Raw genomic sequence first — 21,464 nt, 5'->3', positions numbered from 1 at the left:
CGGAGGCTCGCGCGGGTCAGGCGGCCGGTTCGACCAGGAACTGGTGGGCGGCCAGCTCGCGGTAGAGGGGGCTGGTCTCCAGCAGTTCCTCGTGGCGGCCGGTGGCGGCCACGCGGCCGCCCTCCAGCACCACGATCTGGTCCGCGTCGACCACGGTGGACAGCCGGTGCGCCACGATCAGCAGGGTGCGGCCCCGCGCCACGGTGTCGATCGCGTTGCGCAGCGCCGCTTCGTTGCGCGCGTCGAGGTTGCTGGTCGGCTCGTCCAGCAGCAGGATCGGCGGGGCGGCCAGCAACGTACGGGCGATCGCCAGCCGCTGCCGCTCGCCGCCCGAGAGCAGCACCCCGCCCTCGCCGACCTGCGCGTCCAGGCCCAGCGGGGTGCGGTCGACCAGCTCCTCCAGGTTGACCGCGGCGAGCACCGCCCGCATCTGCTCCTCGGACGCGTCCGGCGTGGCCAGCCGCAGGTTGTCCCGCAGCGTCCCGGCCAGCACCGGCGACTCCTGCTCGACATACCCCAGCCTGGCGCGCAGCGCGTCGTGGGTCAGCTCGCGCACGTCCACCCCGTCCACCCGCAGGCTGCCCGAGGTCACCTCGTAGAACCGCTCCACCAGCGCCAGCAGCGTCGACTTGCCCGCACCGGACGGCCCCACCAGCGCGGTCCGGGTGCCCACCGCGGCCCGGAAGCTCACCTCGTGCAGCACCGGCGTGCCGAGCCCGCCCTCACCGGTGTACGCGAACCCGACCCGGTCGAACTCGACGGCCGGCGCCGCGACGGGCTCCGCGGCCGGTCGCGGCGCGGGAAGCCCGGCGGGCCGCGCCGGCTCCGCCTCCGGCGGGACCGGCCCGCCCGCGCCCTCCAGCGGCAGGACCAGCACCTCCTCCATCCGCTGCAGCGCGCCGAGCCCGGCCTGCAACTGGGTGTACGCGTTGAGCGCCTGCCCGAGCGGCATCACCAGGAAGAACACGAACAGCACGAACGCCACCAGGTCGCCGACGGTGATCTGGCCGGACGCGACGCGCGCCCCGCCCACCCCCAGCACCAGCAGGAACGAGCCCTGGATGGTGGTCACCATGGCGGGCTGCACGATCGCCTGCAACCGGGCGATGCGCACCCCCGCCCGGTACGCCTGCTCCGCGCTGTCCGACACCGTGGCCGTCTCGCGCGCCTCGGCCCGGCTGGCCCGGATGGTGCGTACGGCCGTGATCGACCGCTCGACCGCCGCCGTCATCTCCCCGATGCGCGCCTGGGCCTCCCGCGACATGCCGCGTACCTTGCGCGCGAAGAAGATGCCGCCGGACAGGCCGATCACGAGCCCGACCAGCGTCACGCCGAACAGCACCGGGTCCAGCAGCACCATCGCCGTCGCCGCGCCGACCACCATGATCGCGCCGGACACCGTGTCGAACAGGCCCGAGGTGACCACGGCGCGCAGCAGCGTGGTGTCCGCGCCGACCCGCGACAGCAGGTCACCGGTGCGGCGCAGGTCGTACTCGACGACCGGCAGGCGCAGCAGGTGCCCCGCCAGCCGCCGCCGCGCGGTGAGCACCAGGCCCTCCGCCGTACGCTGCAGCAGGAAGTGCCGGAACCCGTCCAGCGCGGCCACCCCGACCAGGGTCACCACCAGCAGCGCCACGCTGCCCGCGACCGGCGCCCGCGCGCCCAGCCCGTCGAGCACGTCCCGGGTCAGCACCGGCTGCAGGAGAGTGCCCGCCGTGGTCACCAGCGACAGCGCGGCGACGACGAGCAGCGAGCCACGATGGGCGCGCAGATACGGCCAGAGCGTGCGCAACCCGACCTGGGGCAGCGCGGAGGGTTCTTCCGGGGGCATCCCCCGAATCTAGCCGGTGAAAGGAAGGGCACCTTCTTATCGTTTTCCGTAGTAGAAGGTGCCCTTCTTAACCCTGGGGGTGGCGGGGCTGGAAGGTTGATCAGCGCTTCGTGTCGAAACCTCGGGTCTGGCCGCAGGTTTGGACACCAGACGGCGATCAAGCTCGGAGCCGCCGGGCCGTGGGACTTCTGTGGGAGCGCGGAAACCGTTTACCCTGTGCGCCATGCCTACCGCGTTGATCGTCCGGGGTGGGGCCGACTTCCACGACCCGGTCGGCACCACCGACAGCTTCCTGCCGTACCTCAAGGAGCAGGGCTTCTCCGTCGAGATCGCCGAGGACCTGGCCGTGTACGACGACGCGGCGCTGCTCGCCCGTACCGACCTCGTGGTCAACTGCTGGACCGCGGGCAACGACGAACTCACCCCGCGCCGGGCGGAGAACCTCGACGCGGCGGTGCGGGCCGGCACCGGCCTGGCCGGCTGGCACGGCGGCATCGTCGCGGCCTTCACCGACCGGCGCTACCAGTGGCTGACCGGCGGCTGGTTCGTCTGCCACCCCGGCGACTTCGTCCCGCACACGCTGACCGTGCGCCCCGAGCGCGCGGATCACCCGATCGTGGCCGGGATCAGCACGGTCGAGCTGGACACCGAGCGCTACTGGCTGCTCGCCGACCCGCTCAGCGACGTGCTGGCCACCATCACCTTCCCCGTCGAGGACGGCGAGCCCTGGCACGAGCCGGTCACCCACCCCGCCGTGTGGACCCGGCGATGGGGCGCGGGCCGGATCTTCGTCTCCACCGTCGGCCACCACCTGCCCGACCTCGACGTGCCCGAGATCCGCGCACTGACCGAACGCGGCCTGACCTGGGCCGCCCGCTGATCCGCCGCAGCCTCGCGGCGGGGCTCACCAGCTCGCGGCGATGACCCGGCGGTAGCGCTCCTCGAACCCGGCCAGCTCCGCGTCCAGCCGCTCGGCGGCGGCCTCGGTGAGCACCACCTGTGGCGTACGGTACGGCTGCGCGCAGGCCATCCGGTGCCGCAGCCCCGCGGGCGGGTGCGAGCTGAACGGCGAGGCGTCGCGGCGGCGGGTGAGCTGCCGCAGCCGGCCCAGCCGGGGCTCGATCGCGACCCGGGCCTGCTCGACCGCCTCGCGCCACTGCGCGGCGAGGCCGCCCGCGCGGGCCCGGCTGCCCACCACGGTGAGGTGCAGGGGTACGCACGCGGCCGTGTCCAGCAGCGACACCACCGCCGCGCTCCCGGCGACCCGGGCGGCGAGGTCGTCGGCGTGATACTCGGCGCGCTGCGCGTCGCGTGCCCCGAGCACGTGCAGGAACAGGTGCAGCAGCCACGCCGCCCGCGACAGCGGCCAGAGCAGCACGACGAACAGCCCGCCCAGCCGCGCCACGGCGGCGATCTCGGATTCGTCCTTCTCGGACGCCACCTCCGTAGGGCTGAGCAGCTCGGCGACGTTGCCGAAGAAGGTCAGCGCGAGCTGGGTGCGCAGCGTACGCCGGTTGTCGTTGTTGACGAAGTGGGCCAGCTCGTGGGCCAGCAGCGCGACCCGCTCCTGCGGGCGCAGCGAGGTCCACAGCGGCAGACCCAGGGTCAGGATCCGGCGGCGGCGCAGTCCGGCCACGCAGGTCGACGCGTTCCATTCCGGTCCGAGCAGCACCAGGTGCGGCACGGGCGCGCCGACCGCCGCGGCGACCCGGTCGAACAGGGCGAACAGCTCCGGGTGCGTGTCCCGGCGGACCTCGTCGTAGCCGTGGCACGCCCGAGCCACCCGGCCGAGCCGGGGGCGGCACAGCACCGCGCAGCCGATCATGACGACGCCGACGACCTTGAGCAGGAACCAGCCCTCGACCAGCAGCCACACGCCGCCCGCCACCAGACCGAGCAGCACGGCGACGATCAGCACGGAGAGCACGGTCAGCGCCGCCGACACGACGCCGGCCCCGGGCCGGGTCAGCGGGCGGGCGGCCAGCTCGGCGTACAGGTCGGTGTCGAGTTCGTACCCGATGCGGTGCGACCACCGGCGCAGCAGACCGGTCAGCCGCCCGTCGCCCAGCTGCGGGCGGTGGTGGTCGAGGTTCCACTCGCACCGCTCGCACCACGGCGTCTCGTCGCCCTCGGTGCTCAGCCGGTGGTGGCAGGACGGGCACAGGGCGGCCCCGGGCGCCATGATGATCGACACCGCGGCATCGTGCCAGCCCGTTCGGCCTTGGTCAACGGCCGCTCGGGCCACCGGGCCGTCGCACCATCGGGTGCGGCCGATCCGGGATGCCGCACCACAGCAGCCCGGGGTGGCGCGTCACCGGAACCGGATGGCGGCAAGGCGAAGGCCCCGTGACCGAGCAGGTCACGAGGCCTTCGCGTTAAGAAGGTGCCCTTCCTATACGTAAACCGATAAGAAGGTGCCCTTCCTTTCTTAGGACTCGCCGCCGGTTTCGCCGGCGGGGGCCGCGAGGACGTCGTCGATGGCGTACTTGCGGGCGGCCTCGGCCGGGGCCGTGGCGGGGACCTCGCCGTCGCGGGCGAGCTGGGACAGCACGGCCACCACGATCGACTCGGCGTCGATGTTGAAGTGGCGGCGCAGCGCCGAGCGGGTGTCCGACATGCCGAAGCCGTCGGTGCCCAGCGAGGTGTAGCTGCCCGGCACCCAGCGGGAGATCAGGTCCGGCACGGCCCGCATCCAGTCGGACACGGCGACCTTCGGGCCGGCCGCGTTCTCCAGGGCACGGGTCACGTACGGCACCTTGGCCGGCTGGTCCGGGTGCAGCAGGTTGTGCCGCTCCGCCTCGACCGCGTCGCGGCGCAGCTCGCCCCAGCTGGTCGCCGACCAGACGTCGGCCGACACGCCCCAGTCCTCGGCCAGCAGCTGCTGGGCGCGCAGCGCCCACTGCATGCCGACGCCGGAGGCCATGATCTGCGCCTTCGGGCCCTGCGCGGTCGACTCGGAGTAGCGGTACAGGCCCTTGAGCAGGCCCGCCACGTCCAGGTTCTCCGGCTGGGCCGGGTGTACGTACGGCTCGTTGTACACCGTCAGGTAGTAGAAGACGTCCTCCGGCTGCTCGCCGTACATGCGGCGCAGGCCGTCCTCCATGATGTAGGAGATCTCGAAGCCGAACGCCGGGTCGTAGCTGACCGCGGCCGGGTTCGTCGCCGCGATGAGCAGCGAGTGGCCGTCCTCGTGCTGCAGACCCTCACCGTTGAGCGTGGTGCGGCCCGCGGTGGCGCCCAGCAGGAAGCCGCGCGTCATCTGGTCCGCCGCCGCCCACAGGCCGTCGGCCGTACGCTGCCACCCGAACATCGAGTAGAAGATGTACACCGGGATCATCGGCTCGCCGTGGGTGGCGTACGCGCTGCCCACCGCGGTGAACGAGGCGATCGAGCCGGCCTCGTTGATGCCCTCGTGCAGGATCTGCCCGGCGGTGGACTCCTTGTAGGACAGGAACAGCTCCCGGTCCACCGAGGTGTACTGCTGGCCGTGCGGCGAGTAGATCTTCGCCGTCGGGAACAGCGAGTCCATGCCGAAGGTGCGCGCCTCGTCCGGGATGATCGGCACCCAGCGGTGGCCGATGCCCTTGTCCTTCATCAGGTCCTTGAACAGGCGGACGAAGGCCATCGTGGTGGCGATCTTCTGCTTGCCGGAGCCCTTCTTCAGGTCGGCGTAGACCTTGGTCTCGGGCAGCGGCAGCGGGTTCTTCTTCGTGTTGCGCGAGGGCAGCGAGCCGCCCAGCGCCGCACGCCGCTCCATCAGGTACCCGATCTCGTCGCTCTTGGCGCCCGGGTGGAAGTACGGCGGCTCGTACGGGTTGGCCTCCAGGGCCGAGTCCGGGATGTCCAGGAAGAGGCGGTCGCGGAAGCCCTTCAGGTCGTCCAGCGTCAGCTTCTTCATCTGGTGCGTGGCGTTGCGGCCCTCGAAGTGCGAGCCCAGCGTCCAGCCCTTGATGGTCTTGGCGAGGATGACCGTCGGCTGACCGGTGTGCTCGGTCGCCGCCTTGTACGCCGCGTAGAGCTTGCGGTAGTCGTGGCCGCCGCGCTTGAGACCCCAGATCTCGTCGTCGGACATGTGCTCGACCATCTTGCGGGTGCGCGCGTCCCGGCCGAAGAAGTGCTCGCGCACGTACGCCCCGGACTCCGCCTTGTAGGTCTGGTAGTCGCCGTCGGGCGTGGTGTTCATCAGGTTGACCAGCGCGCCGTCGGTGTCCCCGGCGAGCAGCGGGTCCCACTCGCGGCCCCAGACGACCTTGATGACGTTCCAGCCGGCGCCGCGGAAGAACGCCTCCAGCTCCTGGATGACCTTGCCGTTGCCGCGCACCGGGCCGTCGAGGCGCTGCAGGTTGCAGTTGATGACGAAGGTGAGGTTGTCCAGCTCCTCGCGCGCGGCCAGGCCGATCGCGCCGAGGGTCTCCGGCTCGTCCATCTCGCCGTCGCCGAGGAACGACCACACGTGCTGCTGCGAGGTGTCCTTGATGCCGCGGTGGTGCAGGTAGCGGTTGAACCGCGCCTGGTAGATCGCGTTCAGGCCGCCCAGGCCCATGGACACCGTCGGGAACTCCCAGAAGTCCGGCATCAGGCGCGGGTGCGGGTACGACGGCAGGCCGCCGCCCGGGTGCGACAGCTCCTGGCGGAACCCGTCGAGCTGGTGCTCGGTCAGGCGGCCCTCCAGGTACGCGCGCGCGTACATACCGGGCGAGGCGTGGCCCTGGTAGAAGATGTGGTCGCCGCCACCCGGGTGGTTCTTGCCGCGGAAGAAGTGGTTGAAACCGACCTCGTACAGCGACGCCGACGACGCGTACGTCGAGATGTGGCCGCCCACGCCGACCCCCGGGCGCTGCGCCCGGTGCACCGTCATCGCGGCGTTCCACCGGATGTAGGCGCGCAGGCGGCGCTCGATGTGCTCGTCACCGGGGAACCACGGCTCGCGCTCGCTGGGAATGGTGTTGATGTAGTCCGTGGTGGTCAGCGGGGGCACGCCGACCTGGCGCTCGCGGGCCCGCTCCAGCAGGCGCAGCATCACGTAGCGCGCGCGCTTAGCCCCTCGCTCGTCGATCACTCCGTCGAGCGACTCCACCCACTCGGCCGTCTCCTCCGGGTCGATGTCCGGGAGCTGGCTCGGCAGGCCGTCGCTGATCACCGGGCGCTTGCGTTCGGTGGCCACAGGCGTTCCCTCGTAGTTGTAGTGATGATCGGTCTAGACGAACAGAGTTTGTCTGTTCGGCCCCATCCTGCCCCTCCGATGGGGCGTTCGTCACGCGTACCGCCATCCGATGCGACACGCGACACGCATACTGACCAGTAACTTTTGGGTCGGCTTGGCGACCATGGCGAGGACGCGGTGGCGGACGCCGATTAGGGTGCCGCCATGCGACGACTCCTCGGTCTCCTCTTCATCGCATACGGTTTCCTGCTCGCCGTCAACACGACGTTCCCTCTGGTCGCCGACCTGAGCGGGGAACGGGTGACCGCGGGGCCGTCCGGTGACAGCACCATCTGCAGCGCGCGGCTGCTCGCCCCGCCCTTCGCGGGCATCTACAGCAACTGCGACGCCTCCTGGCTGGAGGGCGCGCAGCGGGTCAACGGCCGCCTCGTCGGCGCCGACGTGGCGGAGAAGACGATCTCCGGCACGGACGTCGAGGCCGCGATCATCGAGGGTATGGACGGCTACGCCTTCCTGCCGCCCACGGGCCTGGAGCGCGTCGCCGGCTTCGCCGCCCCGCTGGTCGTGATCTTCGGCCTGGTGCTCCTGTTCGCGCCGCGCAGGCGCCGCCGGGGTCACTCGCACGGCCACCACGGCGACCACGACGGTGACGACCACGGCGACAGCGACGACGGCGGCGGCTGGGGCGATTCAGGCGGCGACAGCGGCGGGGGCGACGGAGGCGGCGGCGACTGACCCGCGCCCGCCACCCCGCGGTGCTGTCCTACGGTGTCCCCATGGACAGCACCGTGCTCACCGTTCGCACCGGCTCCCGCGCCACCGTGGTCGACCTGACCGACGAGGCCGCCCGGTTCGTCGCGGACAAGGGCGACGGCCTGCTGCACGTCTTCGTCCCGCACGCGACCGCCGGAATCGCCGTCATCGAGACCGGCGCCGGCAGCGACGACGACCTGATCACCGCCCTGGAGCACGTCCTGCCCGCCGACAACCGCTGGCGCCACCGCCACGGCAGCCCCGGCCACGGCCGCGACCACGTCCTCCCCGCCTTCGTCGCCCCCTACGCGACCCTCCCCGTCCTGGCCGGCCGCATAGCCCTCGGCACCTGGCAGTCCATCTGCCTCGTCGACACCAACGGCGACAACCCCACCCGCCAGGTCCGCCTCTCCTTCCTCCCCGGCTGACCCCGCCCCCGCGCCCCTCTCCCGCGCTGATCTTGCGTGAACTGTGGGTGCGACACGGGCATCTCGCCGATAAGGGCAACACTTCGCGCAAGATCGACGCAATCTTGAGGTCCCGCCCGGCGGGACTGGGCGGTGGATTGACACCTTGGAAACGAGGCGGCAATAATTCATGGGCGCAGATGGGAGCGCTCCCAGACTTTTCCCAGCTTGCGGCTGTGCCCTGCCGGTTTCTGATGCACCACCCGATCGCTTTCCTGGAAAGGATCCGCTGTGCGTAGACCCGTTCTGATCGCGCTGGCCGCCGTGGCGGGGCTCGTGTCGACGAGCCTGACCGCGGCCGCCGCCTCGGCCGACCCGCCCGAGCAGATCGTCAACGGCACCTTCACCTCCGGCCACGCCCCGTGGTGGGGCACCGGCAACATCACGCTCGACTCCAGCAGCGGCGAGCTGTGCGCGGACATCCCGGGCGGCACCACCAACCCCTGGGACGTGATCATCGGCCAGGACAACATCCCGCTCGTCGCCGGTGAGACGTACGCCTACAGCTTCAAGGCCACCGCGGCGCCGGACCGCGTCGGCAAGGCGCTGATCCAGCTCCCGGTCGACCCGTGGACGCAGTACCTCGCCGCGAACCCGCTGATGACCGGCACTGCCACCGTCTTCTCGTACACCTTCACCGCGCCCGTCTCCCTACCGAACGCGCAGGTGGCGTTTCAGATCGGTGGCAGTGCCTCCCCCTGGCGGCTCTGCCTGGACGACGTCTCGCTGAAGGGCGGCGCCGAGCCGGAGGTGTACGAGCCGGACACCGGCCCGCGCGTCCGGGTCAACCAGGTCGGCTACCTGACCAAGGGCCCGAAGAACGCCACGGTGGTCACCGAGGCGACGGCCGCCCTGCCCTGGCAGCTCAAGAACGCCGACGGCACGGTCGTGGCCAGCGGCGACACCACCCCGCGCGGCGTGGACGCCAGCTCCGGCCAGAACGTGCACTCGATCGACTTCAGCTCGTACGCCGTCGCGGGCACCGGCTTCACGCTGGTGGCCGACGGGGAGACCAGCCGCCCGTTCGACCTGGCCGGCAACCTCTACGCGGGTCTGCGTGACGACGCGCTGAAGTTCTTCTACACCCAGCGCAGCGGCGTCGAGATCCTCGACAGCCTGCGGCCCGGCTACGGCCGCCCGGCGGGTCACGTCGGCGTAGCGCCGAACAAGGGCGACACCTCGGTGCCGTGCCAGCCCGGCGTCTGCGACTACTCGCTGGACGTGTCCGGCGGCTGGTACGACGCGGGCGACCACGGCAAGTACGTGGTCAACGGCGGCATCTCGGTGTTCCAGCTGGTCAACGAGTTCGAGCGGGGCAAGTGGGCGGCCAGCGCCCAGGCGTTCCCCGACGGTCAGCTGAACCTGCCGGAGAGCGGCAACGGCGTGCCGGACATCCTGGACGAGGCGCGCTGGCAGCTGGAGTTCCTGCTGAAGATGCAGGTCCCGGCCGGTAAGCCGCTGGCCGGCATGGCCCACCACAAGATCCACGACAGCGAGTGGACCGGCCTGCCGCTGCTGCCGCACAGCGACGACAAGCTGCGCGAGCTGCACCCGCCGTCGACCGCCGCGACGCTGAACCTGGCCGCCGCGGCGGCGCAGGCGGCCCGCGTGTACGCGCCGTACGACGCCGCCTTCGCGGCCCGCAACCTGGCCGCGGCCAAGACCGCCTACGCGGCGGCCAAGGCGCACCCGGCGATCTACGCCAGCCCGTCCGACGGCACCGGCGGCGGCACGTACGACGACGTCAACGTGACCGACGAGTTCTACTGGGCGGCGGCCGAGCTCTACCTGACCACGGGGGAGAGCGGCTACCTGACCGACGTCACGTCCTCGCCGCTGCACACGGCCGACGTGTGGAGCACCAACGGCTTCGGCTGGCAGAGCCTGGCCGCGCTGGGCCGCCTGGACCTGGCCACGGTGCCCAGCGCCCTGCCGGGCCGGGCCGCCGTGCGCGCCTCGGTCGTGTCGGGCGCGGAGGAGTACGTCGCCGCGCTGACCGCGCACCCGTACGGGGTGCCGTACCAGCCGGCGAACAACTCCTACGACTGGGGCTCCAGCAGCCAGATCGCCAACAACATGGTGGTGCTGGCGGCGGCGTACGACATCACCGGCGAGGACCGGTTCGCCGACGCGGTGGCGCAGAGCGCGGACTACCTGTTCGGCCGCAACGCGCTGAACATGTCCTACGTGACCGGCTACGGCGAGGTGAACGCGCACAACCAGCACAGCCGGTGGTACGCGCACCAGCTGAACCCGGACCTGCCGAACCCGCCGAAGGGCACCCTGGCCGGCGGCCCGAACTCGTCCATCCAGGACCCGGTCGCGCAGCAGAAGCTGACCGGCTGCGTCGGGCAGTTCTGCTACATCGACCACATCGAGTCGTGGTCGACCAACGAACTGACCATCAACTGGAACGCGCCGCTGGCGTGGGTCGCCGCCTTCCTGGCCGGCCAGGGTGACGGCACTGCCGCGCCCGCGCCGAACTGCAAGGTGACCTACACCAAGCACGCCCAGTGGCCGGCCGGCTTCACCACGCAGGTCACCGTCAAGAACACGGGCTCCACCGCGATCAGCGGGTGGACGCTGCGGTGGTCGTTCCTCGGCGCGCAGTCGGTCGAGGACTTCTGGAGCGCCGCGGTGACCCAGAGCGGGGCGACGGTGAGCGCCGCCAACCTGTCCTGGAACAAGGTGATCAAGCCTGGCCAGTCGGTGACCTTCGGGTTCAACGGCGACGCCGCGACCGGCCCCAACCCCGACCCGGCCCTGTTCACCCTGAACGGGCGGGCCTGCTCCTGACCTCACCTCCTCCCCGAAGAGCGGGGCGGTCCCGGTGCCCACAGGCATCCCCGGGGCCGCCCCGCTCCATTTGCCCCGGCCGGGTGAGCGGCCTTCGGCTAGCCTCGCTCTCATGACCGATGACACCCTCGATGCCCCGATCGTCGCCGTCACCGTGTTCCCGGACCGGGCCCGGGTGACCCGGCGCGGCACCGTGACGCTGCCCGCGGGCGAGCACCGCGTCCCGGTGGGACCGCTGCCGCTGAACCTGCTGCGCGACTCGGTGCGGGTGTCCGGCCACGGCCCGGCCGCGGTGGCCGGGGTGAACGTGGTGACCCGGCGCGAGCCGGTGACCTCCGATGCGGCGGTCACCGCGCTGGAGGCGGAGCTGCGCGAGATCGAGGCCGCGATCGCGGCGCTGACCGACGCCGACGCCGTGGCCACGGCACGGGAGCGGTTCCTGGGGCGGCTGGCGATGCGCGGCGCGGGTGCGCTGGCCACCGGCGAGCCCAGCGCGGCGGCCCGCTTCGCCGACGGGCTGGACGAGCAGCTCACCGCCCTGCACGAGGGCCGCAGGCGGCGCGAGCGGGAGCGGCTGGACCTGCACCGCCGCCGCGAGGCCGCCGAGCGGCGCCTGGTGGACCTGCGCGGCAAGACCCGGCCGGACCGGCTGCTGGCCGAGGTGCTGCTGGAGGTCGACGAGGACGGCGAGATCGAGCTGGAGCTGTCCTACGTGGCGCCCGGTGCGAGCTGGAGCAGCGGCTACGACCTGCGGCTGGCCGGGGATGCGCTGACGCTGACCTGGCACGGCATGATCAGCCAGCGCACCGGCGAGGACTGGCCCGAGTGCGCGCTGAAACTTTCCACGGCCCGCCCGGCGGGCGCGCTGGAGGTGCCCGAGCTGGACCCGTGGTACGTCGACGTCGAGCGGCCGATCGTGGCTTACGCCGCCGCGCCGATGCCGATGGCCATGGCCGCGCCGCCGGCGCCGAGCGGAGCCCCGCAGGCCATGCCGCGAGCGCGCGCGGCGGTGCGGGAGACCGCGGCGTCGGTGGAGGAGGGGCCGGTCGCGGCCACGTACACGCCCCTCAAGCCGGTGGCGGTGCCCGCCGACGGGACCGCGCACCGTACCCTGATCGCGCGCTTCGACCTGGCCGCGAAGCTCGACCACATCACCGCGCCGGTACGCGCCGAGGAGGCGGTGCTGCGCGCCACGGTGCTGAACACCTCCGCGCACGCGCTGCCCGCCGGGTCGGCGGCGCTGTTCCACGAGGGCGACTTCGTCGGCTCGACCCGGCTGGAGCCGTGGGCCCCGCAGGAGGAGCGGGAGCTGGCGCTGGGCGTGGACGACCGGGTGCGGGTGGAGCGCGAGCTGGTACGTCGCGCGGCGAGCAAGGCCACGCTGGGTTCGAGCCGCCGCACCGACGCCGAGTACAAGATCACGATCGCGAACCACACCCCGCGGCAGGTCAGCGTCACCGTGCTCGACCAGCTGCCGGTGTCGCGCGACCCGCAGATCACGGTGAAGGAGCTGGCCGTGAAGCCGGAGCCTGCCGAGCGGTCCGAGCTGGGCGTCTACACCTGGAAGCTGGCGCTCGCCCCGAACACCAGTCAGGACATCCAGTTCGCGCTGCGGGTCGAGGCGGCCAAGGGCGTGGAGATCTCCGGCTGGCGCGACTGAGGTCGTGACCCGCCGCGCGGACGGCGTCGGCCCGGCCGGTCAGCGGCCGGGCCGATACCGAACCGTGGCCGTCGCGGGGCGGTGGGTGACCGGCCGCATCCGTAGCGTCGGTGCATGGCCCTCCCCGCCCGCCCCGACCGGGGCGCCCTGCTGCTCGCCGCCGGTGCACCGCTCGCGCTGGCCTGGCTGATCGACCACGGCCTGGCCGTGGGGCGGGCGGAGGTCGTCGCCGGGGGCGCGTTCACGCCCGGCACCGGCCTCGGCCCGCGGATGCTGATCTGGGTGCCGCTGTGGGCGTTCGCGATGGCGGCGGGCGTGCTGGTGGCGGCGGGCCGGGCGCGCTCGATTCCGGTCAGCGGCGGGTCCGCGCTGCGCGAGACGATCCGCCGGGCCGAGGACGTGCTGCGCTGGGCGCTGCCCTACCTGCTCACCGTCGCGGCCGGTTACGGCGTCTGGTGGCTGCTCGCCGGGAGCGATCTCACCATCTTCGGCGTGGGGCCGGTCTTCCTGATCGTGACGCCGCTGCTCGCCTGGCAGGCGCACCGGCTGACGGTGCGGCTGCCCGCGCTGCCGCTGCGGCTGCTGGAGAACGCCGGGCGCCAGGCGGTGGCCGGGGCGGTCGCGCTGCGGGCGGGGCGCCTGGTGCCGAACGGGCCGCTGCCACTGCTGCTGGTCCTGCCGCTGCCGGTCGCCGTGGTGGTGAGCCTGCTGGGCGACGTGGCGGTCGGCGCGGTGCCGACGGCGTATGCGCCGGTCCTGCTGGGACTGACCTCGGCCGTGCAGCTGCTGCTCGTCTCCCTGATCGTCGCCGGGCAGGCGCACGAGGTGGTGGGCCGCTACCTCGCGCCGCGCGAGGCCGGCGACCCGGGCGCGGCGGCCGACGTCAACCGGGCGGACGAGAGCCTGACCCGGCTCGCGGGCACCGGACCGCGCGCGCTGCGGCGCGCCTGGCTGCTCGCGTACACCCTGCCGGTGCTCCTGCTGGCCGGGGCCGCACTCGCCGACCCGCTGGCCCGCCCGGTGCTGTCCGCGGTGGACACCAAGCAGGAGCAGACCTGGCCGTACGCGATGGGGCTCACCGGGGCGGGTCTGCCGGTGCTCGTCGACAACGAGGCGGTGACGCGCTGCCACGACAGGGCCTGCACGAGCCGGACCAGGGCGAAGGTCGTCCAGCGCCGGCTCGACGCGGCCACGGTCACCCCGGACGGCCGCGTCCTCATGCTGTACGTGCCGGAGCTGGGCTACCACGAGAAGGGCGAGCCGGTGCTCACCGCCTGCGACGCCGCCGACCGGTGCACGGAGCGCACCCTCGGCCTCGAGACCTACGGCGGCAGCCTGCACGAGATCGCCGTGGCCGCCCTGCCGGAGGACGCCGTGCTCGTGGTCGGGGAGGTCTACTGGCGCTCGTCCTCCACCGACCGGGATAACGACCCGGTGGTCGCCTGGTGGTGCCGCACGACGTGCGCCGAGATCCCGGTCGAGCGCCCCGCGGGCGCGTCGTGGCCGGCCGCGCCGTCGGACTTCCAGGTCGGGTACGACGAGCGGGGTGGTCCGGTGCTCTTCTGGACCGACGACCGCGGCTGGGGCGGCGAGCCCGACGAGGTGTTCCGGGCGGCCTGCGTGACGCCGCTGTGCGACCGGCTCGCGGTCGAATCGCTGCCCCCGGTGTGGCGCGACCTGCCGGGTGCGCCGAACCTGCAGGCCATGGGCCTCGACACGCAGGGCCGCCTCGTCGTCGTGGTGTCCCGGCCCGGCCGGGAGAGCTGCATGGAGTGGTGCGTAGGGCTCCCGCCGAACCCGGACCCGTATGTCCTTTCGGTGCTGCGCTGCCTCGATGCCCGCTGCCAGACCGGCCCGGCCGGGTTCACCTGGGCGGAGGCCGGCCCGCTGGATCTGCCCCGGATGATGGTCGCCGCGGACGACGACGGCCCCGTCCTGGTGCTGGACGGGGCCGTGACGACCTGCGTGGCGCACTGCGCGCGGTTCGAGACGGTCAGTGGCAGGCGGTGAGCCCGGTGTCGGTGAAGGTGCTGCCGGGCCGGCCGACGAACTTCCAGACGTAGAAGTCCGGGTACAGGGTCAGCTTGAGCACGCCGAAGGTGTCGGCGTTGCGGGCGCGTGAGTTCGGGTCGACGTCCTTGCCGAACCCGTTGAGCCCGCCGCCGCCGGTGCCCACGATGAACTGGCGCACGCCGCGCTCGCGGTCGAACTCGCCGTCGGGGGTCTGCGGGGCGAAGCGCTCGTAGTTGTGGTTGTGCCCGTTGAGCACGACCTCCACGCCGTGCTCGTAGAGGATCTCGAAGAACGGCTTCACGCGCGGGTCGGCGTCGTGCTTCCAGCCCGAGGAGAACAGCGGGTGGTGCCACATCGCGACGGTGCACTTCGCGCCGGATTCGGCGAGCGTCTCGCGCAGCCACTCGGCCTGCTCGGAGTCCTCCTCGCAGTCGACCAGGTCGCAGGTGGAGTTGAGCACGACCACCTGCCAGCCGCCCAGCTCGTAGGAGTACCAGCCCTTGCCCTTCTCGCCGGCCGAGTCGCCGAAGTAGTCGTAGTAGGGGCCGCCCTCGTCGGTGCGCATGTCGTGGTTGCCGATGACCGGCCTGGTGCGGTCCTTGTGCCGCCCCCAGTAGGGCTCGTAGCAGCGCTGGAACTGGTCGGCGGTGCCCGCGACGTACGCGTTGTCGCCGAGGGTGAACACCGTGCCCGGGATCCGGTCGAGCAGCTTGGCGGTGGCCTCGTCGCCGTCGCTCTGGCAGCTGCCGATGTCGCCCGCGCCGACCAGCACGGCCGGCGCGGCGGCGGGTTCGTCACGCGGGACGGGGGCGGCGGCGCCGGGCTGCGGAGCGAGCAGCGCGAGCAGGCCGAGCGAGGTGGCGGTCAGCAGGACGCGCCGCAGTCGGGGGGACCGGTTCAGCATGCCGCCGATTATTGATAAATATGGACAAATGGTCCAACTTGCGCGGTCACCTGGCGTGTCCGATCACCGATCCGGGTGGTCGGCCCTTGCCGCTGCGGGGCATGCTGTGCAGCGTGAGCACCTCTCATGATCTCGACGAGCGGTTCCGGAGCGCCCTCACGGCGTGGCCGGCGAGCACGACCCCGAACGCCGATCCACATGCGACGGTACGCTCCGACAGCGGCCTCACCGGTGCCCTGGCCAGGGAACTCTTCGACGCCCAGGTGACCAGCAGGCACCTCGACCTGGCCGCCCGGCGGCTGCGGGCCGAGGGCGCGGGCTTCTACACCATCGGCTCGGCCGGGCACGAGGGCAACGCGGGCGTCGCCGCGGCGCTGCGCCCCACCGACCCGGCGCTGCTGCACTACCGCTCCGGCGCGTTCTACGCCGCGCGCGCCCAGCAGCTCGCCGAGGGCAAGGTCGACCCGATCCGCGACGTGCTGCGCGGCATCGTCGCCAGCGCCGCCGAGCCCATCGCGGGCGGCCGGCACAAGGTCTTCGGCAGCACCGACCTGAACGTCATCCCGACCACCTCCACCATCGCCTCGCACCTGCCGCGCGCGGTCGGCCTCGCCTTCGCCGTCGAGCGCTCCCGCCAGGGCATCTCCGCCGGGCGCCACGCCGCCGACACCGGCCAGCCCGCCGTCGTGCCGCCCACCTGGCCGCGCGACGCGGTCGTGGTCTGCTCGTTCGGCGACGCCTCGGTCAACCACGCCAGCGCCACCGCCGCGTTCAACACCGCGGGCTGGGCCGACTTCACGGGGCTGCGGCTGCCGCTGCTGTTCGTCTGCGAGGACAACGGCCTGGGCATCAGCGTGCGCTCGCCGGCCGGCTGGGTGGCCACCACCCTCAAGTCCCGCCCCGGCCTGCGCTACTTCCACGCCGACGGCTGCGACCTCGCCGACACGTACGCCGTGGCCCGCTCCGCCGTGTCCTGGGTGCGCCGCCACCGCCGCCCCGCCGTGCTGCACCTGCGCACCGTGCGCCTCATGGGGCACGCGGGCGCCGACGCCGAGCTGGCCTACCGCAGCAACGCCGAGATCGAGCACGACCTCGCGCTGGACCCGCTGCTGCGCACCGCGCACCTGCTCGTCGACTCCGGCCACGCCGCCCCGCTGGAACTGCTCAGCCGCTACGACGAGATCGGCTGGCGGGTGCAGCAGACCGCCGCCGCCGTACGCGACGAGCCGAAGCTCGCCTCCGCCGCCGAGGTCGTCGCCCCACTGGCCCCGCGCCGCCCACTGCGCGTCGCCAAGCTGATCGCACGGGCGGGGGAGCGCGCCGCCGGCGCCATGCTCGCCGAGCGCGACCGCGTCTTCGGCGGCAGGCTGCCCGAGCGCGCCGGCCCGCTCACCCTCGCGCAGTCGATCAACGCCGCGCTCACCGACCTGATGCTCGCCCACCCGCAGTCGCTGGTCTTCGGCGAGGACGTGGCCCGCAAGGGCGGCGTCTACGGGGTCACCAAGAGCCTGCGCGACCGCTTCGGCCCGGCCAGGGTCTTCGACACCCTGCTCGACGAGACGTCCATCCTCGGGCTGGGCCTGGGCGCCGGGCTGGGCGGGTTGCTGCCCATCCCCGAGATCCAGTACCTGGCGTACCTGCACAACGCCGAGGACCAGCTGCGCGGCGAGGCCGCCAGCATGCGCTTCTTCTCGCAGGGCGCCTACCGCAACCCGATGGTGGTCCGCGTGGCCGGGCTGGCATACCAGAAGGGCTTCGGCGGGCACTTCCACAACGACCACTCCGTCGCCGTACTGCGCGACATCCCCGGCCTGGTGCTCGCCGTGCCGTCGCGCGCCGACGACGCCGCGGCCATGCTGCGCAGCTGCGTCGCCGCCGCCGAGGTGGACGGCACGGTCAGCGTGTTCCTGGAGCCCATCGCCCTCTACCACACCCGTGACCTGCATCAGGAGGGCGACGGCGGCTGGCTGAGCCCGTACGCCGCGCCCGACCGGTGGGGTGACACCCACGTGCCCGTCGGCCGCGCCCGCAGCCACAGCTTCGGCGCCGGGGACCGGCTCACCATCCTCACCTTCGGCAACGGCGTGCGCATGTCGCTGCGCGTCGCGCACCGCCTGGCCGAGGCCGGGGACGGCGTACGCGTGCTCGACCTGCGCTGGCTCGCCCCGCTGCCGCTCGCCGACATCGTGCGCGAGGCCGGGGCCACCGGCCGGGTGCTGGTAGTCGACGAGACGCGCCGCTCCGGCGGGGTCGGCGAGGGCGTGCTCGCCGCGCTGGTCGACGCCGGGTACGTCGGCCTGGCCAGGCGCGTCGCCGCCGTCGACACCTTCCTGCCGCTCGGCCCCGCCACCGAGCACGTGCTCGTCGGCGAGGACGCCGTCGAGCGTGCCGCACGGGCTCTGCTGGACGCCTGAGCCCGCGTTTTTGGCGACCCGCCGAGGACGCCACTTGCGCTGGAGGCTAGAACTGTGTGGACTACCCGCAGTCGGCTGTGACGCCGACGACAATGGGCAAGTGACCCCGCACCGCACGGCGGGTGTCCGGAAAACGAAGAGGAGGCACAAGACAGTGAGCGCGACCGCTGGTCAGGCCGCCGAGGGCGTACGCAGCCTGGCGGACCGGTTCGGCATCGAGCCGGACATGGTGGTCATGGAGATGGGGTACGACGACGACGTCGACCACGAGCTCCGTGACGCCCTGGCCGACGCATGCGGATCTGACCTGGTGGACGAGGACACCGACGAGGTCGTCGACGCGGTGCTGGTGTGGTACCGCGAGGACGATGGTGACCTGTTCGAACTGCTTACCGACGCCATCGCCCCGCTCGCCGAGAGCGGTGTGGTGTGGCTGCTGACCCCGAAGTCGGGTCGGACCGGGCACGTCGAGCCCAGTGAGATCGCCGAGGTGGCACCCACCGCCGGCCTATCCCAGACTTCCACCCTCAGCGCCGGCAAGGACTGGAGCGCGGCGCGGCTGGTGGCACCGAAGGCGGCCCGCGCCAAGCGCTGAGCCCTGCCGCGGATCGAGCAGCGGCCTGCCCCAGACGGCAGGCCGCCAGGTAGCTCTGCGACCATGACAGGTGAACGTTCACCGACTCCGGAGGCAGAACCGCCATGCCGATCGAGGTTGGCGCCCAGGCGCCCGACTTTCTCCTCAAGGACCAGAACAACCAGGAAGTGCGGCTGTCCGACTTCCGGGGCAGCAAGAACGTGCTGCTGGTCTTCTACCCGCTCGCCTTCACCGGCACCTGCCAGGGCGAGCTGTGCGCCATCCGGGACAACCTGAACGACTTCGCCAACGAGGGCACCCAGGTGCTGTCGGTCAGCGTCGACTCGGTGTACGCGCACAAGGTGTGGGCCAACGAGCAGGGGTACGAGTTCCCGCTGCTGGCCGACTTCTGGCCGCACGGGGCCGTGGCGCAGGCGTACGGGGTCTTCAACGACGAGCGCGGCTTCGCCAACCGGGGCACGTTCGTCATCGACCGGGAGGGTGTCGTGCGCTACGCCGAGATGAACCTGCCCGGCGAGGCCCGCGACCAGGACGCCTGGCGCAAGGCGCTGTCCGCGCTCTGAGTGGGGCCGGGTCGCCGGGCGCGGTGGGAAGATCGCTATCTCGTGTCCGAAGGTAAGGCTGGACCGCACCTTCTGACACGAGACCGTGATCTTCCCAGCGGCCCACAGGCCGCGATCATGCCGGGTGTGTAAGTCCCGCGAAAGCGGGGTCGCCGGTCAGGTAGGATGTGCCGGTTCGTGTCGGCGTGAGCCGTGCGGGCGTGTAGCTCAGCGGGAGAGCATCCGCCTTACAAGCGGAGGGTCGCAGGTTCGAACCCTGCCACGCCCACCACCGGGACCAGGTCGTTTGGCCTGGTCCCAACTGCTTTCCGAGTTCGGCCGCGCCGTCGTCCTCTCGCCCTGGTCGACCGTCATGAACCGCTTTTCGCCAGCGCTTATCGCACGGATATCGCACGCAAGATCGTTCAGAACTGGTGGAGCCACGGTTCAGGAAAGGGTTTGCTGTTGCAGCACGCAAGGTGACCCAGCCTGGGAGAACGCCGCCGAACGCGCCTAGTGCACCCTCGATCATTCCGTGCATGTTCCGTGTGGTGCCGAATCCGGCATAGTCCGCAGGCAAGAGGGCCTGAGCCTAGCGGCTTGGTACGCCTAGGCGAGTCAGCCGCTTGGGGACCATCACGATGCAGAGACCCTCGTCGCGCTCATCCCAGCCTCGCTCCGTGTACTGCCAGCTCGCCGGGTCTGCCAGCAACTCGTCTAGGTCCGCGCGACTCACCACGTCGTAACGGCCTGCCGCAGCCAGCTCCGGCGTGATCCGGCGGACCTCGATGAGACCTCGGTCGACGAGCCCCAACAGCGCCTCCGCCAGCACTGGAAGCCGCGGGAGTTTGTCCGCCAGCTCCAAATCCGGCATCCAGTCCCACAAGGTCCCAGGCAACAGATCATGTTCACTGGCGTTGATCAGGAGGCACTCCTCCTCGTGACTCAGCTCCCCCAAGGTCTGCATGGGCAGATGGTGACATCTCCTGCGCGACTCGTGCAGCTGGGTTACCCCACCCTGAACCCACGGATTACTGGCGGTGGACACGCTAGTCATCGAGTCCGGCATCTGCAGCAGGATCGCGCTCACGAACTGCAACTAGTACGGCAGCCGCATTCAAGCGCATGGCGCTGCAATGTCGTTGCCGAACCACAGCGCCGCCTGCGCGATGCCGCGGTGGTCACCAAGGGTGATGATCGGTTGGTACAGTGCCGCGCGTGATCGAACCCAGCATGTCACCGCAGCTGTACGCCGCCTCCGTCGAGCGCCCACGCCGACGGCGCTGGCCGTGGGTGCTCGCAGTGCTGGCACTGCTGAGCTTCGGGTGCTGTGGTGTGCTTGCCTTGGTCAGCGAACCGATCCGCGACCAGTATCCGGTGCGTGCCGTGGTCGGCACGGAGATCGCGGGCCTGCGTAAGGATGCCAGCCCACAGATGCAGGCGGTGGAGAGCAAGTTGGTCGCCGACATCCGCGCCCAGAGGGACCGGGCGGGCGCGATCGGCGTCAAGCTGGACGACCCGAAGGCCAAGAACAAGCCGATCCTGCTCGCCGTGGTCACCACGCTGATCCTCGACCCGACCGGAGAACTGGATCAGCTGATGGCCAAGGCGGGCGACGGAACGCTCCGAAACGTGCAGGCGTTCGACGCGCTCCCACGCGGCGGTGAACTCAAGTGCGCCCACACGGATAGCAAGGTGGGCGAGGTCGTCGTCTGCGGATGGATCGACCATGGCAGTCTCGGCATCGCCTTGTTCTTCGGTGGCCGCTCCATAGCGGACAGTGCGCAGAAGTTTCAGCAGATCAGGGCGGAGATCCTGGTAAAGGAGTGACCGGTGATGCCGGCAGCAGGTCGTCGCCCGCCAGCACGACAGCGTCGACGGGATCATGCCATCGCTGGATGCAGCCTCTACACACGCAGCCACAAGCAGACCGCCAGGACATGAGCGCTACATGCCGCTGCCGTACCAGGTGCGCCGATCATGTCAGTCTCGGGTCGGCCCGCCCTCGCAGGGACTGCGGTATGACGGCGAGTGGGCCGGTGTCAGCCAGGTAAGTCACCGGCCGGAACGCTCCTCATCCTCCAGCACCTCGAAGTCCAGGATCTGGCTCGCGTGTTCGCGTAGCCAGGCGAGTCCGCGGGCGCGGTCGTCCGTGCTGGTGCCGGCCGCAATCGCCAGTGCGCGGTTGATCGTTTCCCGCTTGGTCTTCGTGCCGAGTTGCTGCTGCGCAAGCGCCAACATGGAGTCGTCAAGATCGATGACTGTAAGAGCCATCGCTCTGCTCCCATCGTTGGTATACGCAACGATGCGAAGATATGACAGTAG

16 protein-coding genes and 1 tRNA gene are annotated in these 21,464 nt (G+C 71.7%); 11 read left to right on the top strand and 6 right to left on the bottom strand.

Going from position 1 to position 21,464, the window contains the following annotated elements; genetic code table 11:
* Positions 1–16: 16 nt before the first annotated feature.
* Positions 17–1,831 carry an ABC transporter ATP-binding protein gene (locus tag CS0771_RS37520; RefSeq protein ID WP_212845365.1) on the bottom strand — a complete coding sequence of 605 codons (1,815 nt, stop codon included), beginning with the start codon at positions 1,829–1,831 and terminating at the stop codon, positions 17–19.
* Between the two features lie 223 nt (positions 1,832–2,054).
* Here CS0771_RS37520 and CS0771_RS37515 point away from each other — a divergent pair, with 223 nt between their 5' ends.
* On the top strand, positions 2,055–2,711 hold the full coding sequence (locus tag CS0771_RS37515; RefSeq protein WP_212845364.1) for a ThuA domain-containing protein: 657 nt from the start codon (positions 2,055–2,057) through the stop codon (positions 2,709–2,711).
* A gap of 24 nt (positions 2,712–2,735) precedes the next feature.
* Here CS0771_RS37515 and CS0771_RS37510 read toward each other — a convergent pair whose 3' ends face one another.
* Together CS0771_RS37510 and aceE are read right to left on the bottom strand one after the other, a co-directional pair.
* Complete coding sequence (locus CS0771_RS37510) at positions 2,736–4,025, bottom strand: M48 family metalloprotease (RefSeq protein WP_212845363.1); 1,290 nt, start codon at positions 4,023–4,025, stop codon at positions 2,736–2,738.
* A 234-nt stretch (positions 4,026–4,259) separates the two neighbouring features.
* Positions 4,260–6,995, bottom strand: a complete 2,736-nt coding sequence (gene aceE / locus CS0771_RS37505) for a pyruvate dehydrogenase (acetyl-transferring), homodimeric type (RefSeq protein ID WP_212845362.1) — start codon at positions 6,993–6,995, stop codon at positions 4,260–4,262.
* A 204-nt stretch (positions 6,996–7,199) separates the two neighbouring features.
* On the opposite strand from aceE, the gene CS0771_RS37500 reads away from it, so the two are divergent.
* The 5 genes from CS0771_RS37500 to CS0771_RS37480 all read left to right on the top strand — a co-directional run bounded on the left by CS0771_RS37500 (position 7,200) and on the right by CS0771_RS37480 (position 14,681).
* Positions 7,200–7,730, top strand: a complete 531-nt coding sequence (locus tag CS0771_RS37500; RefSeq protein ID WP_212845361.1) for a hypothetical protein — start codon at positions 7,200–7,202, stop codon at positions 7,728–7,730.
* A 41-nt stretch (positions 7,731–7,771) separates the two neighbouring features.
* The gene (locus CS0771_RS37495; RefSeq protein ID WP_212845360.1) at positions 7,772–8,176 is read left to right on the top strand and encodes a secondary thiamine-phosphate synthase enzyme YjbQ; all 405 of its coding nucleotides are present in this window, start codon (positions 7,772–7,774) and stop codon (positions 8,174–8,176) included.
* Positions 8,177–8,461: 285 nt separating this feature from the next.
* Positions 8,462–11,011, top strand: a complete 2,550-nt coding sequence (locus tag CS0771_RS37490) for a glycoside hydrolase family 9 protein (RefSeq protein ID WP_244871454.1) — start codon at positions 8,462–8,464, stop codon at positions 11,009–11,011.
* 112 nt (positions 11,012–11,123) lie between these two features.
* Positions 11,124–12,671 (top strand): DUF4139 domain-containing protein, encoded by a 1,548-nt coding sequence (locus CS0771_RS37485; protein WP_212845358.1) that lies wholly within the window; start codon positions 11,124–11,126, stop codon positions 12,669–12,671.
* A 114-nt stretch (positions 12,672–12,785) separates the two neighbouring features.
* Entirely contained in the window at positions 12,786–14,681 is a 1,896-nt protein-coding gene (locus CS0771_RS37480; protein ID WP_212845357.1) for a hypothetical protein, read from the top strand.
* On the opposite strand, the gene CS0771_RS37475 is transcribed toward CS0771_RS37480, so the two are convergent.
* The gene (locus CS0771_RS37475) at positions 14,665–15,588 is read right to left on the bottom strand and encodes a metallophosphoesterase (RefSeq protein WP_212845356.1); all 924 of its coding nucleotides are present in this window, start codon (positions 15,586–15,588) and stop codon (positions 14,665–14,667) included. The genes CS0771_RS37480 and CS0771_RS37475 overlap by 17 nt on opposite strands.
* 101 nt (positions 15,589–15,689) lie before the next feature.
* Here CS0771_RS37475 and CS0771_RS37470 point away from each other — a divergent pair, with 101 nt between their 5' ends.
* The 4 genes from CS0771_RS37470 to CS0771_RS37455 all read left to right on the top strand — a co-directional run bounded on the left by CS0771_RS37470 (position 15,690) and on the right by CS0771_RS37455 (position 19,431).
* Positions 15,690–18,002, top strand: a complete 2,313-nt coding sequence (locus CS0771_RS37470) for a thiamine pyrophosphate-dependent enzyme (protein WP_212846283.1) — start codon at positions 15,690–15,692, stop codon at positions 18,000–18,002.
* Between the two features lie 154 nt (positions 18,003–18,156).
* Positions 18,157–18,597, top strand: coding sequence for a DUF3052 domain-containing protein (locus CS0771_RS37465; protein ID WP_203740581.1), 441 nt, complete (start codon positions 18,157–18,159; stop codon positions 18,595–18,597).
* Between the two features lie 104 nt (positions 18,598–18,701).
* Positions 18,702–19,160 (top strand): peroxiredoxin, encoded by a 459-nt coding sequence (locus CS0771_RS37460; protein ID WP_212845355.1) that lies wholly within the window; start codon positions 18,702–18,704, stop codon positions 19,158–19,160.
* A gap of 196 nt (positions 19,161–19,356) precedes the next feature.
* Positions 19,357–19,431, top strand: a tRNA-Val gene (locus tag CS0771_RS37455).
* Positions 19,432–19,731: 300 nt separating this feature from the next.
* Here the strand turns inward: CS0771_RS37455 and CS0771_RS37450 are convergent.
* Positions 19,732–20,229 (bottom strand): hypothetical protein, encoded by a 498-nt coding sequence (locus CS0771_RS37450; protein ID WP_212845354.1) that lies wholly within the window; start codon positions 20,227–20,229, stop codon positions 19,732–19,734.
* A gap of 128 nt (positions 20,230–20,357) precedes the next feature.
* Here CS0771_RS37450 and CS0771_RS37445 point away from each other — a divergent pair, with 128 nt between their 5' ends.
* On the top strand, positions 20,358–20,969 hold the full coding sequence (locus tag CS0771_RS37445) for a hypothetical protein (protein WP_212845353.1): 612 nt from the start codon (positions 20,358–20,360) through the stop codon (positions 20,967–20,969).
* Between the two features lie 225 nt (positions 20,970–21,194).
* On the opposite strand, the gene CS0771_RS37440 is transcribed toward CS0771_RS37445, so the two are convergent.
* Entirely contained in the window at positions 21,195–21,413 is a 219-nt protein-coding gene (locus tag CS0771_RS37440) for a type II toxin-antitoxin system VapB family antitoxin (RefSeq protein WP_212845352.1), read from the bottom strand.
* Between the last annotated feature and the right edge of the window lie 51 nt (positions 21,414–21,464).

This window comes from Catellatospora sp. IY07-71 (genome assembly GCF_018326265.1).
Classification (GTDB): Bacteria; Actinomycetota; Actinomycetes; order Mycobacteriales; family Micromonosporaceae; genus Catellatospora.
The sequence above is the reverse complement of the archived record's forward strand: the minus strand, read 5'-3'. Positions and strand labels throughout refer to the sequence as shown.

Excerpts from the sequence above, each read along its gene's own strand:
- CS0771_RS37520 (WP_212845365.1), bottom strand. The coding sequence starts at position 1,831 with ATGCCCCCGGAAGAACCCTCCGCGCTGCCCCAGGTCGGGTTGCGCACG.
- CS0771_RS37515 (WP_212845364.1), top strand. The coding sequence starts at position 2,055 with ATGCCTACCGCGTTGATCGTCCGGGGTGGGGCCGACTTCCACGACCCG.
- CS0771_RS37500 (WP_212845361.1), top strand. The coding sequence starts at position 7,200 with ATGCGACGACTCCTCGGTCTCCTCTTCATCGCATACGGTTTCCTGCTC.
- CS0771_RS37495 (WP_212845360.1), top strand. The coding sequence starts at position 7,772 with ATGGACAGCACCGTGCTCACCGTTCGCACCGGCTCCCGCGCCACCGTG.
- CS0771_RS37485 (WP_212845358.1), top strand. The coding sequence starts at position 11,124 with ATGACCGATGACACCCTCGATGCCCCGATCGTCGCCGTCACCGTGTTC.
- CS0771_RS37480 (WP_212845357.1), top strand. The coding sequence starts at position 12,786 with ATGGCCCTCCCCGCCCGCCCCGACCGGGGCGCCCTGCTGCTCGCCGCC.
- CS0771_RS37475 (WP_212845356.1), bottom strand. The coding sequence starts at position 15,588 with ATGCTGAACCGGTCCCCCCGACTGCGGCGCGTCCTGCTGACCGCCACC.
- CS0771_RS37470 (WP_212846283.1), top strand. The coding sequence starts at position 15,690 with ATGCTGTGCAGCGTGAGCACCTCTCATGATCTCGACGAGCGGTTCCGG.
- CS0771_RS37460 (WP_212845355.1), top strand. The coding sequence starts at position 18,702 with ATGCCGATCGAGGTTGGCGCCCAGGCGCCCGACTTTCTCCTCAAGGAC.
- CS0771_RS37440 (WP_212845352.1), bottom strand. The coding sequence starts at position 21,413 with ATGGCTCTTACAGTCATCGATCTTGACGACTCCATGTTGGCGCTTGCG.